This window comes from Novosphingobium aquae (genome assembly GCF_037572715.1).
Lineage (GTDB): Bacteria > Pseudomonadota > Alphaproteobacteria > Sphingomonadales > Sphingomonadaceae > Novosphingobium > Novosphingobium aquae.
The window spans coordinates 242,225-259,792 of record NZ_JBBHJY010000007.1; the positions used below are offsets into that span (position 1 = coordinate 242,225).

Consider the following 17,568-nt stretch of genomic DNA (forward strand, 5'->3'; position numbering starts at 1 on the left):
GACGTTTCGCGGCCAGAACGACAGTTATCTTGATCTACGCTTCTGAAAGAAGACATGCCGGAACGTCCGCAATCATGACCATCCTGAGCCTCACGAACTGACGTCCGCTATTGGCAAATCCTGCCGTTCGACGGGTGCATAGGAACGGCAGGAAAGTCCCACGAGCCGGCAGTGGCTTCCGGCAGCAAGCGACCAATTCACGCCGGTCAGCTGCGGGCACTCGAATATCCGCTCACGCCGTAACCTGCCGTTGGCATATGTTTAACCGTATGGGCAGAAACGCTGACTTAGCTGCCGTTCGTAGGCATAAATCATGCCCATCGAAGGCGGCCATTCAAGACGAAAGCACAGACCGCCAAGTTATGGCTCGTAACCCGGCAAGATCGAAGCTGATGGCGCCCTCGGCGTTGCCGGCAGTGCGAGGGCGCAAGTCACTCAAACCCGGTGGAGCACGCCCCGATAGCCCTGGTCTTCCAGTGCTCGACCCGCCCCAAGGGCAACGCAATGCAAAGGGTCGTCTGCAACCACAACCGGCAGTCCGGTAGCTTCGGCGAGAACGGTTGCGATTTCGCTGAGTAAGGAACCTCCGCCCGTCATAGTGATGCCACCCTCTATCATGTCTGCAGCAATCTCGGGCGGGGTATTCTCGAGCGCCACGCGGACCGCGTGGACAATCTGACTGATTGGTTCTGCCAAGGCCTCAGCCACCTCGGCCTCGGTAATCTCGACTTCCGACGGCACGCCGCGGGTAACATTCCTGCCCTTGACGATCCCGGTTTCCCCTACACCATCTCTTGGAGCCCGCGCCGATCCGAGCTGCTTCTTCACCCGCTCAGCGGTAGCCTCACCAATCAGCAAATTATGATTGCGGCGAACGCCTGCGGTTATGGCCTCGTCCATTCGATCGCCGCCGATCCTTACCGAAGTGCTCATTGTCAGGCCCTGGATCGAAATTACGCCAACTTCGGTAGTGCCACCGCCAATATCCACGACCATCGATCCGACAGGATCGCACACAGGTAGACCGGCGCCGATCGCGGCGGCCATGGGCTCGTCAATCAGCCACACCTGGCGGGCTCCAGCATTGGAAACTGCGTCGCGGATGGCGCGGCGCTCAACCTGCGTCGAGTGTGAAGGAACGCATATGACGATCTCGGAAGTACGTCGCAGCTTGCCCCCCTTAGCCTGCGCCTTGACGATGAAGTGCTTGATCATCTGCTCGGCAACTTCGAGGTCGGCAACCACACCGTTGCGCAGTGGTCGGACGGTTTTGACGTTGTCGGGGGTCTTGCCCAGCATGAGCTTGGCATCATCGCCCACGGCGCGCACGCGGGGCATGCCGCCGATCGTCTCGATGGCTACCACGGAAGGTTCATCGAGGACAATTCCCTGCTCGCGCAGATAGACAACGGTGTTGGCAGTGCCCAAGTCGATAGCAAGGTCCACCGCAGAAAACTGGAACAGGTCAAAGAAAGACATCGGTTGGAAATTCCCCTCCCCGCCGCAATCGGCGGGTAGGAGGGCAAGACGCCCTCTGGCTGACTCCTGGATTAACCGATCCGCCAGTTGCCCCTACCGCGGGGCAAGCTGCGCACAAGACCCATCTCGCAGTACGGTTGATGCGCGCGGGATCGGCCTGTCCCGCCGATTTGACGGCTGATCTCAAGACACTTTGCAGGTGCGCCGCGCCTCACCATTACCGGCAGCGAAAGGGAATCGGATGCGCCTCACCTGGACACTTGAACGGCTGACCCGCCGCATCGACCGCTGCTACCTGATCGCCACCTGGACCAGGGTCGAGGTCAAGCGCGCCACCTATCTGCAGCTGGCGCGCTATTACCGGAGCCTACTCGCGAACCTTTCCCAACACGGACAAGCCTTGCATCTTACCGCAGCATGATGCGCGGCGAAGTACGGGTAAGCACAACCCGCCTATCGCCTGGCGACCATGGCGCGACGCGAAGCATGATCATCTCGAAAAGCTCTGACGCGATGTGAGCGTCCGGCCAGCGCTTAAGGCGAGGCAAAGGTTGGTCATCGAACCATTTCCGGTCAACGGCTGCGAACTGCCGCACGAGTGGCATGATCGCACCATCCGACATTGTGCGAACAGGTCCGCAAAGCTGGCTTGTTCGGGCGAGGCGGACATCCCGCTCCTGCAGGAACTCCATACCCATCGCGCGATGCTTGAGCGGATCGACGCCGTGACGCTGGGGATATTTATACCGGTCGAGGTCATGCTTGAACGGACCATCGTTCTGGGCGATCGATGCAGGATCATCGCCTGGCCAGCCAGTTTTCGGGGTCCAGCTTCGCGAGCGCCCAGCGCATGATGTCGAGGCTTTCGTCAGATGTCTGGTCTCGGCGTAACCTGACGCTTCAAAAAGCGACGCCTATCGGCGCCCGAAACCCTTCGACGAGCCGGCAGTGGCTTCCGGCAGCAAGCGACCAGTTCACGCCGTTCTGCCACTGCCGCACGAATGTCGGTATGCACCCTAACCAATCATCCTCAGGTCAAACAGCGGTCGAGCAGGTACGCGCCCTAAGCGTGATGTTCCCACCCCTTCCATCTAGGAAGTTGTTTATGGCACCTGCCTCATACATGTCCTGGTTATGAGCAAACCCAAGCTTACGCCTGAGCAGCACCTGAAGGGTCAGCATCATCGACTAATGATGAGCGCTCTGGATTTTCGTCACGCTTTGAGTGCGGCGACATTCTTGATGGAAGACGTCGATTGGGAAATCGGGCGATGCACGCAGGAAGATCGACGCCGGTTCAAGTGCTACGAAACGTCGATGGTCGTGTCCTACGCGCGGCCATTTTCAACGGCTCGCGGCATGGCTGCGCCTTTCAGTTGGAAGCAGCTGGGACAAGGGTTCGCAATGTCAGGCGAAGAAAACAACCTGCACGAGATGCTGATCGATGCCCGCAACAGGACCTATGCGCATTCAGATGGCGATCACAGCGGAATCACGGCTTCGATCTGGCGAACTAACCTTGGTGAGGGCAGGACTTTCGATTTTCTGTCGGTTGAGGGCGGCGAGCTGCTTCTCTTCGACCAGGCACAAGTGCAGGCCATTCACACGTTCCTTTGGAAAGTGAGGCACCACATCGACAAGGCCGTCCAGCATCATCCTGCCCCAAAGGATGACCTGCCCGTTCGTGTGATCGACGTATGAATGCTGGTCGTAATCTCGCAAAACGTGCCGGTTGAGGTCGCCCGACTGCAATCGACCAGATCCGGCCGTTTCGCTAATCCCCAAGGACCGACCGCTTTGGAGAAAATGAGCCATTCGTTGAGGGCTGGGCTCGCCCCGGCGCGTCAATCGTAAAGCGATCATCGCCGGACGTCCGCCGAAAGGGCGGCTACCGCACCCGACGCTCGGCCGTGCTGGCCGAGTGGCACTCGCTCGTGGCCTGACGTTTGGGTGCCCGGGCGGCAGCTGTATCCGGTGGAGACGAGTTCGTATCCGACTGACAGCTCCACCGAGGGCGGTCGCCCAAGGTGCAGAAGGTGGGCCCGCCAAACTGGCCCGGGACTTCCTGCCGGGGTGAAGTCCGCGGCACGAGAGCGGCTTCGAATTGAGTTCCTTGCTGCCCGTTTCGACGTCACATCGGGAGCTGAAACGCACTGTCAAACCGGTGCCTGAATCGCCCACCTGCCCTCCTTTTGCCCCAGTGGCTGGCAATTTGGCGGGCCGGCTACAATTTTTTCGGGGCATAAGAAGCGGAGCGATTGCGTTGGTTCTGGCGGCGCTGAGCCGAACTGCGGTTGCAGGGCTGGTGTCCAAGGCAGGCCGTGACGGCAAAGCAAACATCTGAAATTATTAAATATGTTTGCATGCTGTAGTTGAGCCTGCAAATTTCCTGCGATATCCCGAAATTTGTTTTGCGATGAATGGAACCTGGGCCCAGGAACCATCGCGCTCATGATCAATTATTGATCATTGATTGGTAATTGATCCTACACAAATCCCGGCTATACGGGGCGCAGGGAGCTTTCTATGACCGCCAAATCCGCCACCCACGAGCCGCTAGCAGCCGCCTTTGACCCAGAAGGCGGCATTTTCGCCATGACCTCGGAAATAGTCAACCTCATCGCCATCCGGCTCGAGGAGGCCTTGGCCAGCGGGCTTGACCAGCCGCTTGACAGTTTCAGCGATCAGGTGCGCAAGTCGCTGCGCCGCGGATATGCGAAGGCTCCTGTGGCAGTCATCGAGGCTATTCGGAACCTCGACGCGAATTCGCCTATTCGCATGTCTTACGTGCTCGGCCAGCTCGGCATGGCGCAGACCGTGTCGTCGCGGGCGCGCGACCGGCGCGTTGGCGAAGATTTTGCGGCCGTCTTGAAGTCTGAGGCAATGGCACTTTACGTCGATGCGCTTGCCTGCGGCGACAAGACCAATAGCGAGCTGTCAGATGAAGTTGGCGAGCGGGTGGAGACGGTCAGTCGCAAGTTGAAGAAGCTGCGCGACATCGGCGCAGCGGACTTCCGGCGTGACGGCGTTCATGTCTACAACTTCCTGACACCAGCGGCCAAAGCCTTGGCGAGAGCAACGCGCAACAAGGGCGCGCTTCCCGAGCCGCGCAAGGCACTGAGCGTCGTGGTGTCCCAGAAGCTTGGTAACCTAGACTCCTTCTGGAACAACATTCCAGATTTCTCAAACGATGATGCGCTGCAAAGCGCGCAGGCGTGAGTGTGTTTGCTGAGCCCGAGGATGGCGATCTGGGCCGCATTGTAACGTTCTATTCGTTCAAAGGCGGCGTCGGCCGGAGCATGGCGCTTGCCAACGTAGGGTTCTTGGCGGCGATGAATGGCCTGCGCGTACTGGTCATGGACTGGGATTTGGAAGCTCCAGGTCTGGGCTATTATTTCCGCGGGCTTGTCGAGCCGCAGGAGGCGCGCGCGCTCAAAGCTGCTCCCGGCATCTTGAATCTGGTTTGGGATTGGATCGAGACCATCCGCCGAACGGACGATGGGTCTGAATTGTTGCGCTATTTTGAGCGCTTCGACAGCGGTATCGCGTTTGATGAGTTGGTGAGGCCGCTGTTTGATCTGGAACTGGAAGAGGGGCCTGCTTGTCTTGATATTCTGCGTGCTGGATCGGCGCAGATTGGCGAAGGGCATACCTATGAAGAAGCTCTGGCGACCATTTCGTGGCCGACCTTTTTCACGGCGGATGCCGGGGGCATATTGCTGAGCGCGCTTAGGTCTTGGGCCAAGTCCAATTATGATCTCGTGCTCATTGACAGTCGTACGGGCCTTGCTGATGTCGCTGGCATTTGCACTATGCAGCTGCCGGACGAGGTAGCCTTGTGCTTCATTCTCAACCGCCAGAACATGGAGGGGGTTGCGCAGGTTGCCGGCGCCATTCGAGCCAAGCGCGAGGAGCAGGTCACGCTTCGGGCGATCCCCATGCGCATTGCCAGTCAGGGCACTTCTGAAGAAGCAAGTGCGCGGGCAAGAGCTCGCCGCGAACTCACGACGATCGGCGGATTTGCAGGCGATGCAGTCGACGAGGACTTCCGCGCGCTGGCGATCGGAGCCTCCCCAAACGTTCCCTTCTATGAAGCACTCGCGCCAATCATTGCGAGTGATCCGTTGACCGACCCTTTGTCGCAAAACTACCTTCGGGTCGCATCCGAGTTGCTCGGACGCGAGCTCAAGATGCCAGCGCTCTACGAGCACTGGGTGGAGCGAGTGCGTCGCCGCCTGCAGCCCAAGCACGCGACATCGAGCTACCTTCTGGAGCTGCGCACGCAAGATCCTGAACGTGCTTTGCTTGAGATGTCGCATCTGGTCGAAAGTGCGCTCGACGCGCAATTTGAGCACGATGCGGAGTTGGATGACGATTATATCGAGACGCTCGTCAAGGCGGCCGCCGAGATATCGGATGAGGCCGCCTCGCCATATGAAGCCATCGAGCTGCTTAACCAGTCACTCGACTTGCTGCGCGCCCGAATTCTGGAAGGTGGTAGCCAATTCAAGCCGTTCCTCATCGACACGCTCACCAAGGTGCTGGACTATAGCGGGCTTCTGAATCGCGAGGACGAGCAGGCTCTACTTGATGAGTTTGATAGTCTGGTCGCCGGTGATCCGACGATCTCGACGCGGTTAATGCGTTTGCGTTTTCGCCGCCGCGCTGCCCGAATTCACGTGTCCAGCCGCGAAACAGAAGCCGCGTTCCAGGCAATTGCTGATATCCAGAAGCTGATCGATAGCCTGGATCGAAACTCTCTTTCTCCAGACCAGGTCGCTATACGCCTAGCAGGCGAGGTCGACATTCATTTGCTTCGAGGTATGGCTTATCTCAATGACTCGCCAGACCGCGCCGTGGTCGAGTTTCGTCGCGGCCATGAGTTGGCGAGCGCCTATCAGAAGGCGGATGGCCGGTCGGAAAGCCGTAGCGAGCTTTCCCGTTTGCGCACCGATCTTGCCATCAACTTGGCCGTGCGGCTGGAAGACCTTTTGGATGTCGAGGAACGAGCACATTTCGCCCTGGAGGCGGTACGCCTGGGCTCGACTCTGAGTTATGGCGGTCTTCAGTTCTCAGAGTTGGCAGCTCCAATTCTGGAAGTTGGCGATGACGAGATGGTGCTGCAATTTGTCCAGGCGGCGTTCCGCCCCGAACGCGCCGCGCAATTTGCAAACAGTCAGGCGAGGCTGACGCGAACCAGCCGCACCTTTTTTGTCACCGCAACCAAGCTGCTCCAGCGCCTGATGGATTCACAGCTGCCCGGGTGGGAAGAGGCAGCGCATGATACCGCGAGGGTTTCGCTGCTGGTTATCCGCTATGTTTCTCGGCGGCAGGCGACCGTGACGATCAAGGCCCAACACGAGCTTTCCGCGGAACTGCAGGCGCTGCGGCAATTGTTGCTTGAGATAGGAATCACCGAGGCCGACGCTGAATTCGGAGCAGCCGCAACGATGCTTGCGAAACCGGCTCCTGCCCGGCGCAAAGGGCGGCGACTTGAAGGCGATGGAACCTGATGGAGGAACCTGACCCATCGCCAACGCCGGCACACTTATTCTTGGAGTATTGGCGCAAGTCGGCCGTGCTGACGGCCAGCCAACGGAGCAGTGCTCCAAAGGTAAGTTCCGATTTCCACCACTCGGCTCTGGATATGGTCCATCTGGAAGATCCGGCTCTCGCAGTTGCTGCGCTGCGAGCACTTGTGGCGTGTTCAGAAGCTGGCGAGGTCGGCGCCCAGCTTGGTGCGATGCGCGCGATCGACGAAGCGTTTGGAGCGATCCATCCCAGGACGCCGCGCCCGCCGTCAGAGAGAGCAACCAAATTGCCACCATGGATGGAAGGACTGCGCGACTCGAGGGTGTTGCAAGGCAAATACTGCCAGGCTGGAGAACTTGCCCTGGTGCCCCGCGGGCCGCTGCTGCGTGTCGCCCGCCATCCCCACGCAAGCAGCGCAGACAGTCTGGCGGACCGCTTCAGCTATCTGAGCGGTGTGTCGCTAGAGCTTAGTCACGAAGGGACTCCGATTGCGATCGAGCTATCGCATGTCGGGATGGGCATGTTTGACGGTGTTATTCCGATCGAGCGCCCAGGCAGTGAGCGGATTGCTTTCGTGCCGCTGGCTGAACTTGGCGAAGATCTCGACGTACGTGCGGTCGAGATCAGCGGGCAGAAGTTTGCTGCCTATGGGCCAGCAGCATGTCTCGATGCGAAGAACCGGCTGATCGCTGCAATTGACGCGGTCAAGGAATCCGAACTTGTCATCGCGCCTGAACTGGTGATGTCGGCGGATCACTCGGATGCAGTGTGTGCTTCGCTGAGAGAGTGCGAAGAGGCACCGAAACTTTTGTTGCTTGGCACTGAGAACACGCACGACACCGAGAATGGGCAGCCATTCAACGAGGCGGTAATTGTCAACTCCGTGGGCTCGGTCATTTGGCGCCAACGCAAGATCTGGCCAGCCTCGATTTCGGCTGAGGACGGGCATGTCCTGGGCCTGTGCGATGCCGCAGCGAGCAGCCGAATGCCGGAGAACAACGCTTCTGGCTGCGCTTTAAATGTCGTCGACATCGATGGATTTGGCCGGATCATCGTCCTTATTTGCCAAGACTTGCAGCTCGACATTTCGTCCGACGCGGTCGTGCAATTCCAGCCCGACTGGGTTCTGGTTCCGATACTCGATTCGAACTTGGCTGTGGGCAGGTGGGCGCATCGGCGCGCCGTCAATTTGAGCGAGAAAGCGCAATCCCGGTTTCTCGCCGTCACCAGTTCTGCGCTTGCCTATCGGTATGGTCATCTCGATGCAGACACGGCGCCTATCGGCATGGCGATAGGGCCGATGCAGACTGAGGAAGATGACGACGTTGATCGCGCCGCTGCCTTTGTGACCCCGATCAACCTTCACTCGCCCCGCTACGGCGTCATCCAGTGGCGCAGTGCGGAAGGGTGGACTACGTCAAAGCTCACGTTAGGATAGCGCTTGGCTTTCGCGGTCGGCATGCCACCTTCCTGCTCCTTCAAGATCCCGATGATCTGCCCTTCCGTAAACCTCTTGCGCTTCATCTCGTCCGTCCTCGTGAGGGCCGGACTCTAATCGTAACTGGAGGAAATTACCCGTGGCAGGTCACAAGTTCGCAGTCGGTCAGCCTCAGTCAATCGAAGATGGCATCCAGCTCGGGCTGGAGCGGCGGCATTGTCCAATGGCAGTCATTCAGGTGGGGAGCCGCGAGCGGCCGCTTAGTCCCAATGCCAGCCATTCGCGATTCCTGACCGGGCTGCTGAGCGAACGGCATGTTCCAGGGAGCGCTCCTGCACTTTTGCATGGCTCCCTTGTCAGCGAAAGCTATCGCTCAGTGTGATCGCCACACTCATGAATCCGACTGTCGTTGGCTGAGTGATTTCGATAGGCCCTGACATGATCGAAACCGTCCAACACAGGGTCAAGGCGCTAATCGAACGCCTCGCACCCGATCCGATTTGCAATCACTGCATCGTAGATTGCCTCGGACTGGATAAGATCGAGGCCTCGGAACGCTTCGCAAACGAATTGGTCAGGGTCAGAGGGTTCGAGCGTCAAATCGGTTCCTGCGCTATTTGGTATCCATCCGGCGTGACCCGCCTTGTTGGGTCAGCGTGTGAGGGGTCTTAAGCGTGCACTTGTGAGTGCGCTTAGGAGCGGTGGATGGGTCAGATCACGGTATTTTCGGGGCCGGAGCGGCGTCGACGTTGGAGCGCTGAAGAGCGGCTCGAGATCCTGACGGAGGCGTTTTCGCCTGGTGCGTGTGTCGCGGAGGTGTGCCGGCGCCATGATATTTCGAGCTCGCTGATCTACACGTGGCGCGGCAAGCTGCGCGCGGCGCAGGCAAGCGCAGCCTGCAGTCCCGCGATCGGGTCAGGATTTGCCGAGGCCGTGATGCTCGAAGGCAATGGGGAGCATCACTCCGATGCGCCTATGGCGATTGTGGTTGATCTGGGGCGTGGCAAGCAGGTGAGCATCTTTACCGCTGCATCGCCGGAACAGGTGACTGCGGCGCTGCAGGCGCTGCGGTGATCCCTGCAGGCGCGCGGGTGTGGATTGCGATGGGACACACCGACATGAGGAAGGGGATGCAGGGCCTCGCGCTGATGGTGCAGCAGGGGCTGAAGCGCGACCCTCACGGTGGTGATCTGTTCGTCTTCCGGGGGCGTGCTGGATCACTGGTCAAGATCATCTGGCACGACGGGATCGGCATGTCGCTATACGCCAAGCGGCTCGAGAAGGGACGGTTCGTATGGCCTTCGGCGAAGGACGGGATGGTGTCTCTGACGAGCTCTCAACTGGCCTGCCTGCTGGAGGGGATCGACTGGCGTAACCCGCAGTATTCGTGGCGTCCGCAAAGCGCCGGATAGGGCACGCACTTTCTTCGTCACGCCTGCATTTTGCGCTTCATTTGCGGGCGTTTCTGTGATTCCATCATGGTCATGGAAGCGACCGTTTCACCCCTTCCTGACGATGTTGAAGCGCTAAAGGCGCTGCTGGCAACAGCGACCCAACGGGCGAACGAAGCCGAGGCCAGGTTGGCAAACGCTCACGCCCGTGAGAGTGCGACCGAAGCGGTCATCGCGCACCTCAAGTTGCAGATCGCCAAGCTCAGGCGCGAGCAATACGGTGCCAGCGCCGAACGCACCCGCCGTTTGCTGGACCAGATGGAGTTGCAGCTCGAAGACCTCGAAGCCGATGCTACCGAAGACGACCTGGCGGCCGAAGGCGCAGCAGGTAAAACGGCGACCGTCACGGCCTTCGAGCGCAAGCGGCCGGCAAGGAAGCCGTTTCCCGAACATCTGCCACGTGAACGCGTGGTCGTGCCGGCACCGTGCTCATGCCCGGCTTGCGGCGGAAGCCGGTTATCCAAGCTGGGCGAGGATGTAACCGAGACGCTTGAGGTGATCCCGCGGGCATGGAAGGTCATCCAGACAGTGCGCGAGAAGTTCTCGTGCCGGGACTGCGAGAAGATCACCCAACCCCCGGCACCGTTCCACGTCGTGCCGCGCGGATGGGCTGGCCCCAGCTTCCTTGCGATGCTGTTGTTCGAGAAGTACGGGCAGCACCAACCCCTGAACCGTCAGGCCGAACGGTTTGCCCGCGAAGGCGTGCCGCTGAGCACCTCGACGCTTGCCGATCAGGTCGGGGCCGCTGCCTTCGCGCTGATGCCGCTCTACCGGCTGATCGAAGCGCATGTGCTTGCTGCCGAGCGATTGCACGGCGACGACACCACCGTGCCGGTTCTGGCCAAGGGCAAGACCGATGTCGCCCGATTGTGGATCTATGTGCGCGATGACCAGCCTTTCGCCGGAGCCGATCCGCCGGCAGCGCTGTTCCACTACTCGCGCGACCGGCGCGGCGAACACCCACGAACGCACCTCGTAACCTGGTCAGGGATCCTGCAGGCCGATGCCTATGGCGGCTATGGCGAGCTCTACGCCGCAGGTCGCCAGCCAGGTCAAGTGCTCGAGGCCGGCTGCTTCGCCCACGCAAGGCGCAAGTTCTTCGAACTGGCTGACGTCGCGGCTGCGGCGCGCAGGAAGAGCCGGGGTGAGCGCGCAGGCATGATCTATCCGATCGCGCTCGAGGCCGTGCAGCGGCTCGATGCCCTGTTCGACATCGAACGCGGCTTGGGCGGCAAGACTGCGGCCGAGCGGCTCGCTGTTCGCCAGGAACTGAGCGCGCCACTCATTGCCGAGCTTCACGTCTGGCTGAACAGCCAGTTTGCCAAGCTGTCGCGCAACCATGATCTCGCCAAGGCCATAAACTACATGCTGCGCCGATGGGATGCGTTCACCCGGTTCCTCAGCGATGGCCGGATCTGCATAACCAACAACGCCGCTGAACGGGCCCTGCGCTGTGTTCCACTTGGCCGGAAGGCTTGGCTATTCTGTGGGTCCGACCGCGGCGGCCAACGGGCAGCAATCCTCTATACCCTGATCCAGACAGCGCGGCTCAACGATGTCGACCCGCAGGCCTGGCTGGCCGACATCCTCACTCGCATCGCCGACCATCCCATCAATCGGCTCGACGAACTGCTGCCATGGAACTGGCAGGCTCAGCGCACCGCCATCGCCGCCTGATCACTCTACCATGCGGTCTTCACCGGATGGCTACGCTATTTGTGGCGAGAGCAAGAAAGCCAGTCGCTTCAGGAATCAGTGAGCGAGATTGCTCGCGTAGCGCTATCCGCCCATCCGCTCAGTGCCCTCCATTCGTCGCGCCAGTGCTTGAACAAAGGCTTCGAAGCGTTCCTTGCCCTGTGATTGTGCAGCGGCTCCAAGGGAATCTGGAAGTGGCGGATTTGCCGTAAGCCAGAACCGCACAAACAGGCCGAGCGCCTCGTTCCCAAGTTCGACATTCTGATCCAGTTGCTCCAAGCGGCGGAAAATCCGGTCTATCCGGCGGCTTAGCGCGGCCTCCATACGCTCGGAATCATCGGGCGACATGAACGACACAAGGGCGGCCTCGACAACTTCAGCCTGTGATACTCGCCTTCTAATCGCCAATTCTGCCAGCTGGCTCGCAACATCGCTTGACAGTCTGAACGTATGCTTCGACTTCACAGGTCGATCCCGTCACCAGGGTCCAGCGCTGCCTGACGGGAATTTGCGACCATTCGTGTCCGGAGCCTTTCTGACCTTGCAGTATCGTCGTCGGCTTCATCTCTGCTGCCGAAGTCGAACTCACCGGTCGGGGCTTTCCGCGCGGGAGCGATTTCAACATGCAGAGGTAACTCTGGCTCTCTGCGAACGCCGCCATTGGCTTCATCCTCAGAAACCACAGCACAGTTGGCCTTGAATCGAACGGGCGTCACGATCGGCAGCTGACTCCAATCGTCCGGCGGCAGCGCGCCCGCACGACCAGTTGCGTGACCTGGCGGCTTTCGGATTCGGCCTTGCAGCCGGGGATCGGCATAGTATTTCGCCTTCTTCGCCCGTACGGGCGGAGCTCCTGACAGCATCACGATCTCGTCGGTTTCGGGCAATTGGAGTATCTCGCCCTGTGTCAGCAGCGGCCTTGAGGTTTCTGAACGGGAGATCATGAGATGTCCCAGCCATGGCGAGAGCCGGTGGCCGGCGTAATTCTTCATCGAGCGCTGTTCGGTTGCTGTTCCGAGCGATTCCGACACACGTTTGGCAGTGCGCTCGTCGTTGGTCGCGAAGGCTACGCGGACATGGCAGTTGTCCAGTATTGAATTGTTCGCGCCGTAAGCTCGCTCGATCTGGTTTAATGACTGAGCGATCAGAAAGGCCTTGAGCCCATAGCCCGCCATGAACGCCAGCGCGCTTTCGAAGAAGTCGAGCCGGCCCAATGCCGGAAACTCGTCAAGCATGAGCAGCAGCCGGTGCCGGTCCCTGCCCTCACCTAGTTCCTCGGTCAGCCGCCGGCCGACCTGATTGAGGATCAGGCGGATTAGCGGCTTGGTGCGGCTGATGTCGGATGGCGGCACCACAAGGTATAGCGTGACCGGGCTTTTGCCGTCGACCAGGTCAGCGATCCGCCATTCAGAGTGCCTGGTGACCTGGGCAATCACGGGGTCACGGTAGAGGCCCAGAAATGACATCGCGGTCGAGAGCACACCTGACCGCTCGTTCTCCGACTTGTTGAGCAACTCACGCGCGGCGCTGGCGACCACCGGGTGCGGGCCAGCGTCACTAAGGTGCGGTGTCGTCATCATCGCCTTCAGGGTGGTTTCGATGTTTCGGCCCGGGTCGGAGAGGAAGGCGGCAACGCCGGCGAGCGTCTTATCCGCCTCGGCATAGAGGACATGGAGGATCGCTCCGACCAGCAAGGCGTGACTGGTTTTTTCCCAGTGGTTGCGCTTCTCCAGACTGCCCTCCGGATCGACCAGGACATCGGCGACATTCTGGACATCGCGCACTTCCCAGATGCCGCGGCGCACCTCGAGCAGGGGATTGTAGGCAGCCGATTTGAGGTTGGTCGGGTCGAACAAGAGAACGCGGCTGAAACTTGAGCGGAAGCCCGCGGTTAGCCCCCAATTTTCGCCCTTGATATCATGGACGATCACCGAACTCGGCCAGGTGAGCAGCGTGGGAATGACAAGGCCAACGCCTTTGCCTGATCGGGTCGGCGCAAAGCACAGCACGTGTTCGGGGCCGTCATGACGCAGGTAGGTGTTGTGGAATTTGCCCAGCACCACGCCCTTCTCGGCGAAGAGCCCTGCCTTGGTAATGTCTCTGCGGGTGGCCCAATGTGCCGAACCATAGGTGTCGGAACTGCGGGTCTCCCTGCCGCGCCAGACGGACATGGCAATGGCCACCATGATCGCAGCGAACCCGCCCGACGTCGCAATCATCCCGCCTTTGTCGAAGACCTGCGGCGCATAGGCATCGAAGGCGAACCACCACCAGAACAGTTCGTAGGGCCGGTAGACCGGATAGCCCGACAGCGAGAACCAGGGTTCGCCGAGTTCGGTCTGGTAGGCGAGCGCCGATGCGGTCCATTGCGTTGCTGCCCAGAGGCTCGCCAGGATGATGATCAATACGGCCAGCACCTGGCCCCAAAGGATTTTCGCAGCCGACATGGCCCAACTCCGACCCGTTTCCATTCAGATCGGCAGGTTGAATCACAAATGGCAAGGATCGACGTGTCACGATAAAAGGCTGGCGCGCCAACGGAGGCAATGGCGCAAACGCCTAGATCGCTTCCCAGGCATAGTCAGGCGTACCCGACCAGGTGAGCCGGACCATCGCGCCTTGAACCACAGACTGCACGACATTGGGCCAGAGCGCAGCAATGCAGGTGCCGCCAGTGTGCCTGACCGACGGATAGATGATGCCATTATGTCCTTCAGAGCGAGCCTGTGCGGCCAAGGAGTTGCCAGCCGCATATCCAAGCGCGGGGGTCGGATCGAGCGCAGGATGGCTGGCAGTCGCCCGCAGATCGACGAACATGCCAGACATGCTGGCGAGCATCTCGCCATACTCGACGACTGCATTGAAGTCGCCCGCGTCAGCGAGCGCCCGCGTCAGATGATGTCCGACCTCGGCTATGCAGGTCTCAACAGCGAGAGCTGCATACCATGCGCCGCGGTCCGCAGGGCTGAAGCGCATTGGCTCGCGCGGCTTCGCATAGGCAAAGCTTGCGTTGATGAACCGGGCATGCGGTACGCCGTGAACAAGCTCTTCGGGGCTGAGCGCCCCGAGCCCGCGTTCCTCGGCGACCAGTCGTCCGCTTGTGGCACCTTCGATTTCGGCAAGCAGCGCAAGGTCATCGGCATTATCGGCAAGCGGTCCGAGCACCGCTTCCCGCAGCCGCGCGCTTGCCACTAGCCTCACCGTGCTCGGGAATGCTTCTCGCACCAGAGGCAGCGCGGGCCCCGGATCAAAGCCCGCCACGCAGAGCGTCGATATATTGCCGGGCTTCAAGCATGCGGGGAATGCCGCCTTCGATCATGGCTTCGACCGGAGACCTCGTCCCAAAGATAGGCGCACGATTGGGCAGGCGCGGCCAACGATCAGCCATTGAGTCAGCGAAGAGCAGGTGCAGGCCCTTGAACACGCCAATCAGCGCCGAGGCCCGGGTCAACTGGTCCTGGCTCAAGGTCCCGTCCCATTTGCCGGCCTTGATCCGGTCCCAGGTGCTTTCAGATACGCCCAGAAGTGCGGCGCCCTCAGCATTGTTACCGCCCCAGGCATCGACGAGCCGCAACACGGCCTTGACGGCAGCCCCGGTCAGGCGTTTGCGGTCCCCATCGCCAGAGAAATTCTGCAACCCAGCGGTCGCCGGGGCCGCGCGATGCCGTATTGCTGCACTTGCCAAGTTAGCATCTCCTGATGCGTCTATACGCACCATGTGGTGCGATTGTCAAGATTTTCAATGAGCGCCCAAGGTCGCTGAAATCAGATCCCGATCCCGCGCGAGCGGCCCAGTGTCCAATCGATACCGCCCCCTGCCTTGATGGCGCCGGTCACATGCTGGCCAAGATGCCTGTCGAGCTGTGGACGCCAGGGCACGAGTTCAAATCCCAGTCCATCATCGATCATCGCAAACCGGCCAGAGGCCAGTTGCAGGCGCTGCCGGTAAGTGCCTGACACGGTGTCGCCCTCCGATCCTCGTCGGTGCGGCATACCTGTGCGTGCGGTAATGGCAGCAATGGCATCGGCCAATTCACGCGAGCGCAGCGTGCTGAGAATGTCTCTTGCCAACACGATGCGCCCGGCGCTGCGCGAGGCTAGTCCCTCGGTCACAAGGTGCTCGGCCCGGGCGAACTTGGCCTGTTCAACCTCCGATCCAAAGCCGCCTCCGGAAGGGACCGGGTCCGATGAGATGAGCTGCCGATCGAGCCAGGTGCTCCCGCGTGCGGTCACCTGCTCGGCAAGCGTCAGGTCCGACTGGACCCAAAGGGATTGCCCCTGCCTTCCCCGCCGGTCGGTCCAGGTTCGAAGCTCGACAACTGCACCGGGTGCAGCATCGCCAGTTTGATCAAGGTCAGCGAAGCGCAGATGATGGATTCGGCCATCGGCACCATCGATAACGGCATAGGCCGTGCCGGTGAGCTCGTCATGGAGACCGCGTTCGACCAGGCGACCAATAATGGGTTCGCCGGCGAGGGCGCCATGCATCGCGAACCGCCCCGTATCCGCTTCATGGCCCTGGCCGGTCAGAGCGCGGTGCATGGTCTTGATGATGTCGCCGCGAATGCCAAGTTGGCGCAGCGTTTGCTCGAGATCGGGCTTTAGTGTCCAGCAGCCAGGCGAGATTGATGTCACCAATCCCAGGCGTTCGAGCTTGCCTGCCCGGCCGATCAGGTGACGATCCAGCGTCGATTGGGCGCACCGCGGATCGGGTCGCAGGTCGATCACCCCGCCCAGCTCGTCTGCCATGCGTTGCAGCCGGCGATCGAGGCTGGTCCAGCGGTCAGCCTGGACCTCGCTTGCAAGTGCCCGGTCAATCTCGCGCTCGGAGCGCAGACCAAGTTCGATGGTGACGCGCTCTTCGGCGCGGCCGCGCATTCCCTCGCGGATATAGTCCTTGTCGATGACCAGGTCGCGGCCATCGTCAGCACGCCCACGCATCAGGATGTGAACGTGCGGATTGTCAGTATTCCAGTGATCGACCGCAACCCAATCGAGCCGGGTGCCGAGATCCTTCTCCATGTCGGTCACCAGTTCGCGGGTGAATGCCCGGACATCGGCCAAGTCGCCCGCATCCTCCGGCGAGACGATGAAGCGGAAGTGATGCCGGTCATCGGCACAGCGTTCGGCAAAAGCCGCACCATCGACCGGACCATCGACGTTTCCGAAGAGCTCGGCATCCTTTCCGTCCCGGGTCACGCCGTCGCGCCGCAGATAAGTGATATGCCGGGAAAGAGGAGCAGCTGAAAGGCGTGTGCCTGTGTGCCTGACCACCCGCGCCTTTACCAGCACGCGGCGCTGTCCCGGTAGAGTTCGCATCCGCAGCGCGGCGCTCCGTCCACGCGCACTGCGTCCAGTCCCGCGGCGACCCCGCCCGGCAATGCCGACGCGCCCGGCCTTGTTTGACAGGGCGCGGACCTGTGCAGCGAGCGACTTGGGCTTTGCCGCGCGGCTGCCGCGATCTCGGACCCGTCCCGGCCTGACCTTGAAGTCGTCGTCGTTCACGAGAATTGGAGGTCCCGAGAAAGCGACGGCGCTGAAAATGGCAGAAAAGCAGCGGTTTCGGGATATTCTGCCAGCATGACAGACACTTGGGTGGCGCTGAAAGCCCAGCAATTCCAATAGGCTCCACCCCACCCGGCGGCGCTGCTTTTATCTTGCCATCCTCCTGAGCCTTCCCCTCCTGCTACCGAGCTTCCGCACAATCCTGCGCCAGACCACGCCATCACGCGCCAGAAGGGCAAAAGATCGATCATTGCGAACGGCTCCCCGAAACGGGCGCGAAGAGGCCGTTCAAGGGTGCAGTTGCAGCAGGAATGGAGGTTGGCGGCGTGGTGGCAGCGAAGCTGCCGGATGCGTGGTCGGGTGCATCTCCACGCACTGCGAAAAGCTGGCCCTGTGTCCAGGACGTGCGAACTGGCTGCAACGGCAATGCGCTGGCAACAACGGTTGCCGCGCTGCCTGCTTGCAGCG

At 60.8% G+C, this 17,568-nt stretch carries 15 protein-coding genes and 1 pseudogene; 9 read left to right on the plus strand and 7 right to left on the minus strand.

The window, feature by feature from the left end:
- Positions 1–435: 435 nt before the first annotated feature.
- Positions 436–1,479, minus strand: coding sequence for a rod shape-determining protein (locus WG900_RS14710; protein WP_339968104.1), 1,044 nt, complete (start codon positions 1,477–1,479; stop codon positions 436–438).
- 241 nt (positions 1,480–1,720) lie between these two features.
- Between WG900_RS14710 and WG900_RS14715 the strand changes: the two genes are divergently transcribed.
- The 9 genes from WG900_RS14715 (at position 1,721) to tnpC (ending at position 11,577) form a co-directional block, all read left to right on the plus strand.
- Positions 1,721–1,900, plus strand: a complete 180-nt coding sequence (locus WG900_RS14715) for a hypothetical protein (RefSeq protein ID WP_339968106.1) — start codon at positions 1,721–1,723, stop codon at positions 1,898–1,900.
- 130 nt (positions 1,901–2,030) lie between these two features.
- Positions 2,031–2,333: a hypothetical protein gene (locus WG900_RS14720; RefSeq protein WP_339968108.1), complete on the plus strand. Its 303-nt coding sequence runs from the start codon at positions 2,031–2,033 to the stop codon at positions 2,331–2,333.
- A gap of 280 nt (positions 2,334–2,613) precedes the next feature.
- On the plus strand, positions 2,614–3,180 hold the full coding sequence (locus WG900_RS14725; protein ID WP_339968113.1) for a hypothetical protein: 567 nt from the start codon (positions 2,614–2,616) through the stop codon (positions 3,178–3,180).
- An 825-nt stretch (positions 3,181–4,005) separates the two neighbouring features.
- Positions 4,006–4,698 carry a helix-turn-helix domain-containing protein gene (locus WG900_RS14730; RefSeq protein ID WP_339968116.1) on the plus strand — a complete coding sequence of 231 codons (693 nt, stop codon included), beginning with the start codon at positions 4,006–4,008 and terminating at the stop codon, positions 4,696–4,698.
- The gene (locus WG900_RS14735) at positions 4,695–6,992 is read left to right on the plus strand and encodes a KGGVGR-motif variant AAA ATPase (protein ID WP_339968118.1); all 2,298 of its coding nucleotides are present in this window, start codon (positions 4,695–4,697) and stop codon (positions 6,990–6,992) included. The genes WG900_RS14730 and WG900_RS14735 overlap by 4 nt, the downstream gene beginning before the upstream one ends.
- Positions 6,992–8,449 (plus strand): hypothetical protein, encoded by a 1,458-nt coding sequence (locus WG900_RS14740; RefSeq protein WP_339968119.1) that lies wholly within the window; start codon positions 6,992–6,994, stop codon positions 8,447–8,449. The genes WG900_RS14735 and WG900_RS14740 overlap by 1 nt, the downstream gene beginning before the upstream one ends.
- Before the next feature lie 705 nt (positions 8,450–9,154).
- Entirely contained in the window at positions 9,155–9,523 is a 369-nt protein-coding gene (tnpA, locus tag WG900_RS14745; protein ID WP_339968120.1) for an IS66-like element accessory protein TnpA, read from the plus strand.
- 17 nt (positions 9,524–9,540) lie between these two features.
- A complete protein-coding gene (tnpB, locus tag WG900_RS14750; protein ID WP_417598059.1) occupies positions 9,541–9,861 on the plus strand; it encodes an IS66 family insertion sequence element accessory protein TnpB in 321 nt (106 codons plus the stop codon).
- 72 nt (positions 9,862–9,933) lie between these two features.
- Positions 9,934–11,577 carry an IS66 family transposase gene (gene tnpC / locus WG900_RS14755; protein ID WP_339968124.1) on the plus strand — a complete coding sequence of 548 codons (1,644 nt, stop codon included), beginning with the start codon at positions 9,934–9,936 and terminating at the stop codon, positions 11,575–11,577.
- A gap of 102 nt (positions 11,578–11,679) precedes the next feature.
- Here the strand turns inward: tnpC and WG900_RS14760 are convergent, their stop codons facing one another.
- From WG900_RS14760 to WG900_RS14785, 6 genes and pseudogenes are all read right to left on the minus strand, one after another.
- A complete protein-coding gene (locus WG900_RS14760) occupies positions 11,680–12,060 on the minus strand; it encodes a CopG family transcriptional regulator (RefSeq protein WP_339968126.1) in 381 nt (126 codons plus the stop codon).
- Positions 12,057–14,042, minus strand: coding sequence for a conjugal transfer protein TraG (locus WG900_RS14765; RefSeq protein WP_339968128.1), 1,986 nt, complete (start codon positions 14,040–14,042; stop codon positions 12,057–12,059). Before WG900_RS14765 ends, WG900_RS14760 begins: the two co-directional genes overlap by 4 nt.
- Positions 14,043–14,154: 112 nt before the next feature.
- Positions 14,155–14,820, minus strand: coding sequence for an RES family NAD+ phosphorylase (locus tag WG900_RS14770; protein ID WP_339968130.1), 666 nt, complete (start codon positions 14,818–14,820; stop codon positions 14,155–14,157).
- A gap of 22 nt (positions 14,821–14,842) precedes the next feature.
- A complete protein-coding gene (locus WG900_RS14775; protein ID WP_339968133.1) occupies positions 14,843–15,280 on the minus strand; it encodes an antitoxin Xre-like helix-turn-helix domain-containing protein in 438 nt (145 codons plus the stop codon).
- Between the two features lie 80 nt (positions 15,281–15,360).
- Complete coding sequence (locus tag WG900_RS14780) at positions 15,361–17,106, minus strand: relaxase/mobilization nuclease domain-containing protein (RefSeq protein ID WP_339968149.1); 1,746 nt, start codon at positions 17,104–17,106, stop codon at positions 15,361–15,363.
- Between the two features lie 241 nt (positions 17,107–17,347).
- Positions 17,348–17,568, minus strand: a pseudogene (locus WG900_RS14785) (lytic transglycosylase domain-containing protein); the annotation flags it as partial.

What these genes read in the sequence shown, in the direction of transcription:
- WG900_RS14710 (WP_339968104.1), bottom strand. Translation starts at nt 1,479, where the DNA reads ATGTCTTTCTTTGACCTGTTCCAGTTTTCTGCGGTGGACCTTGCTATC.
- WG900_RS14715 (WP_339968106.1), top strand. Translation starts at nt 1,721, where the DNA reads ATGCGCCTCACCTGGACACTTGAACGGCTGACCCGCCGCATCGACCGC.
- WG900_RS14725 (WP_339968113.1), top strand. Translation starts at nt 2,614, where the DNA reads ATGAGCAAACCCAAGCTTACGCCTGAGCAGCACCTGAAGGGTCAGCAT.
- WG900_RS14730 (WP_339968116.1), top strand. Translation starts at nt 4,006, where the DNA reads ATGACCGCCAAATCCGCCACCCACGAGCCGCTAGCAGCCGCCTTTGAC.
- WG900_RS14740 (WP_339968119.1), top strand. Translation starts at nt 6,992, where the DNA reads ATGGAGGAACCTGACCCATCGCCAACGCCGGCACACTTATTCTTGGAG.
- tnpA (WP_339968120.1), top strand. Translation starts at nt 9,155, where the DNA reads ATGGGTCAGATCACGGTATTTTCGGGGCCGGAGCGGCGTCGACGTTGG.
- tnpC (WP_339968124.1), top strand. Translation starts at nt 9,934, where the DNA reads ATGGAAGCGACCGTTTCACCCCTTCCTGACGATGTTGAAGCGCTAAAG.
- WG900_RS14765 (WP_339968128.1), bottom strand. Translation starts at nt 14,042, where the DNA reads ATGTCGGCTGCGAAAATCCTTTGGGGCCAGGTGCTGGCCGTATTGATC.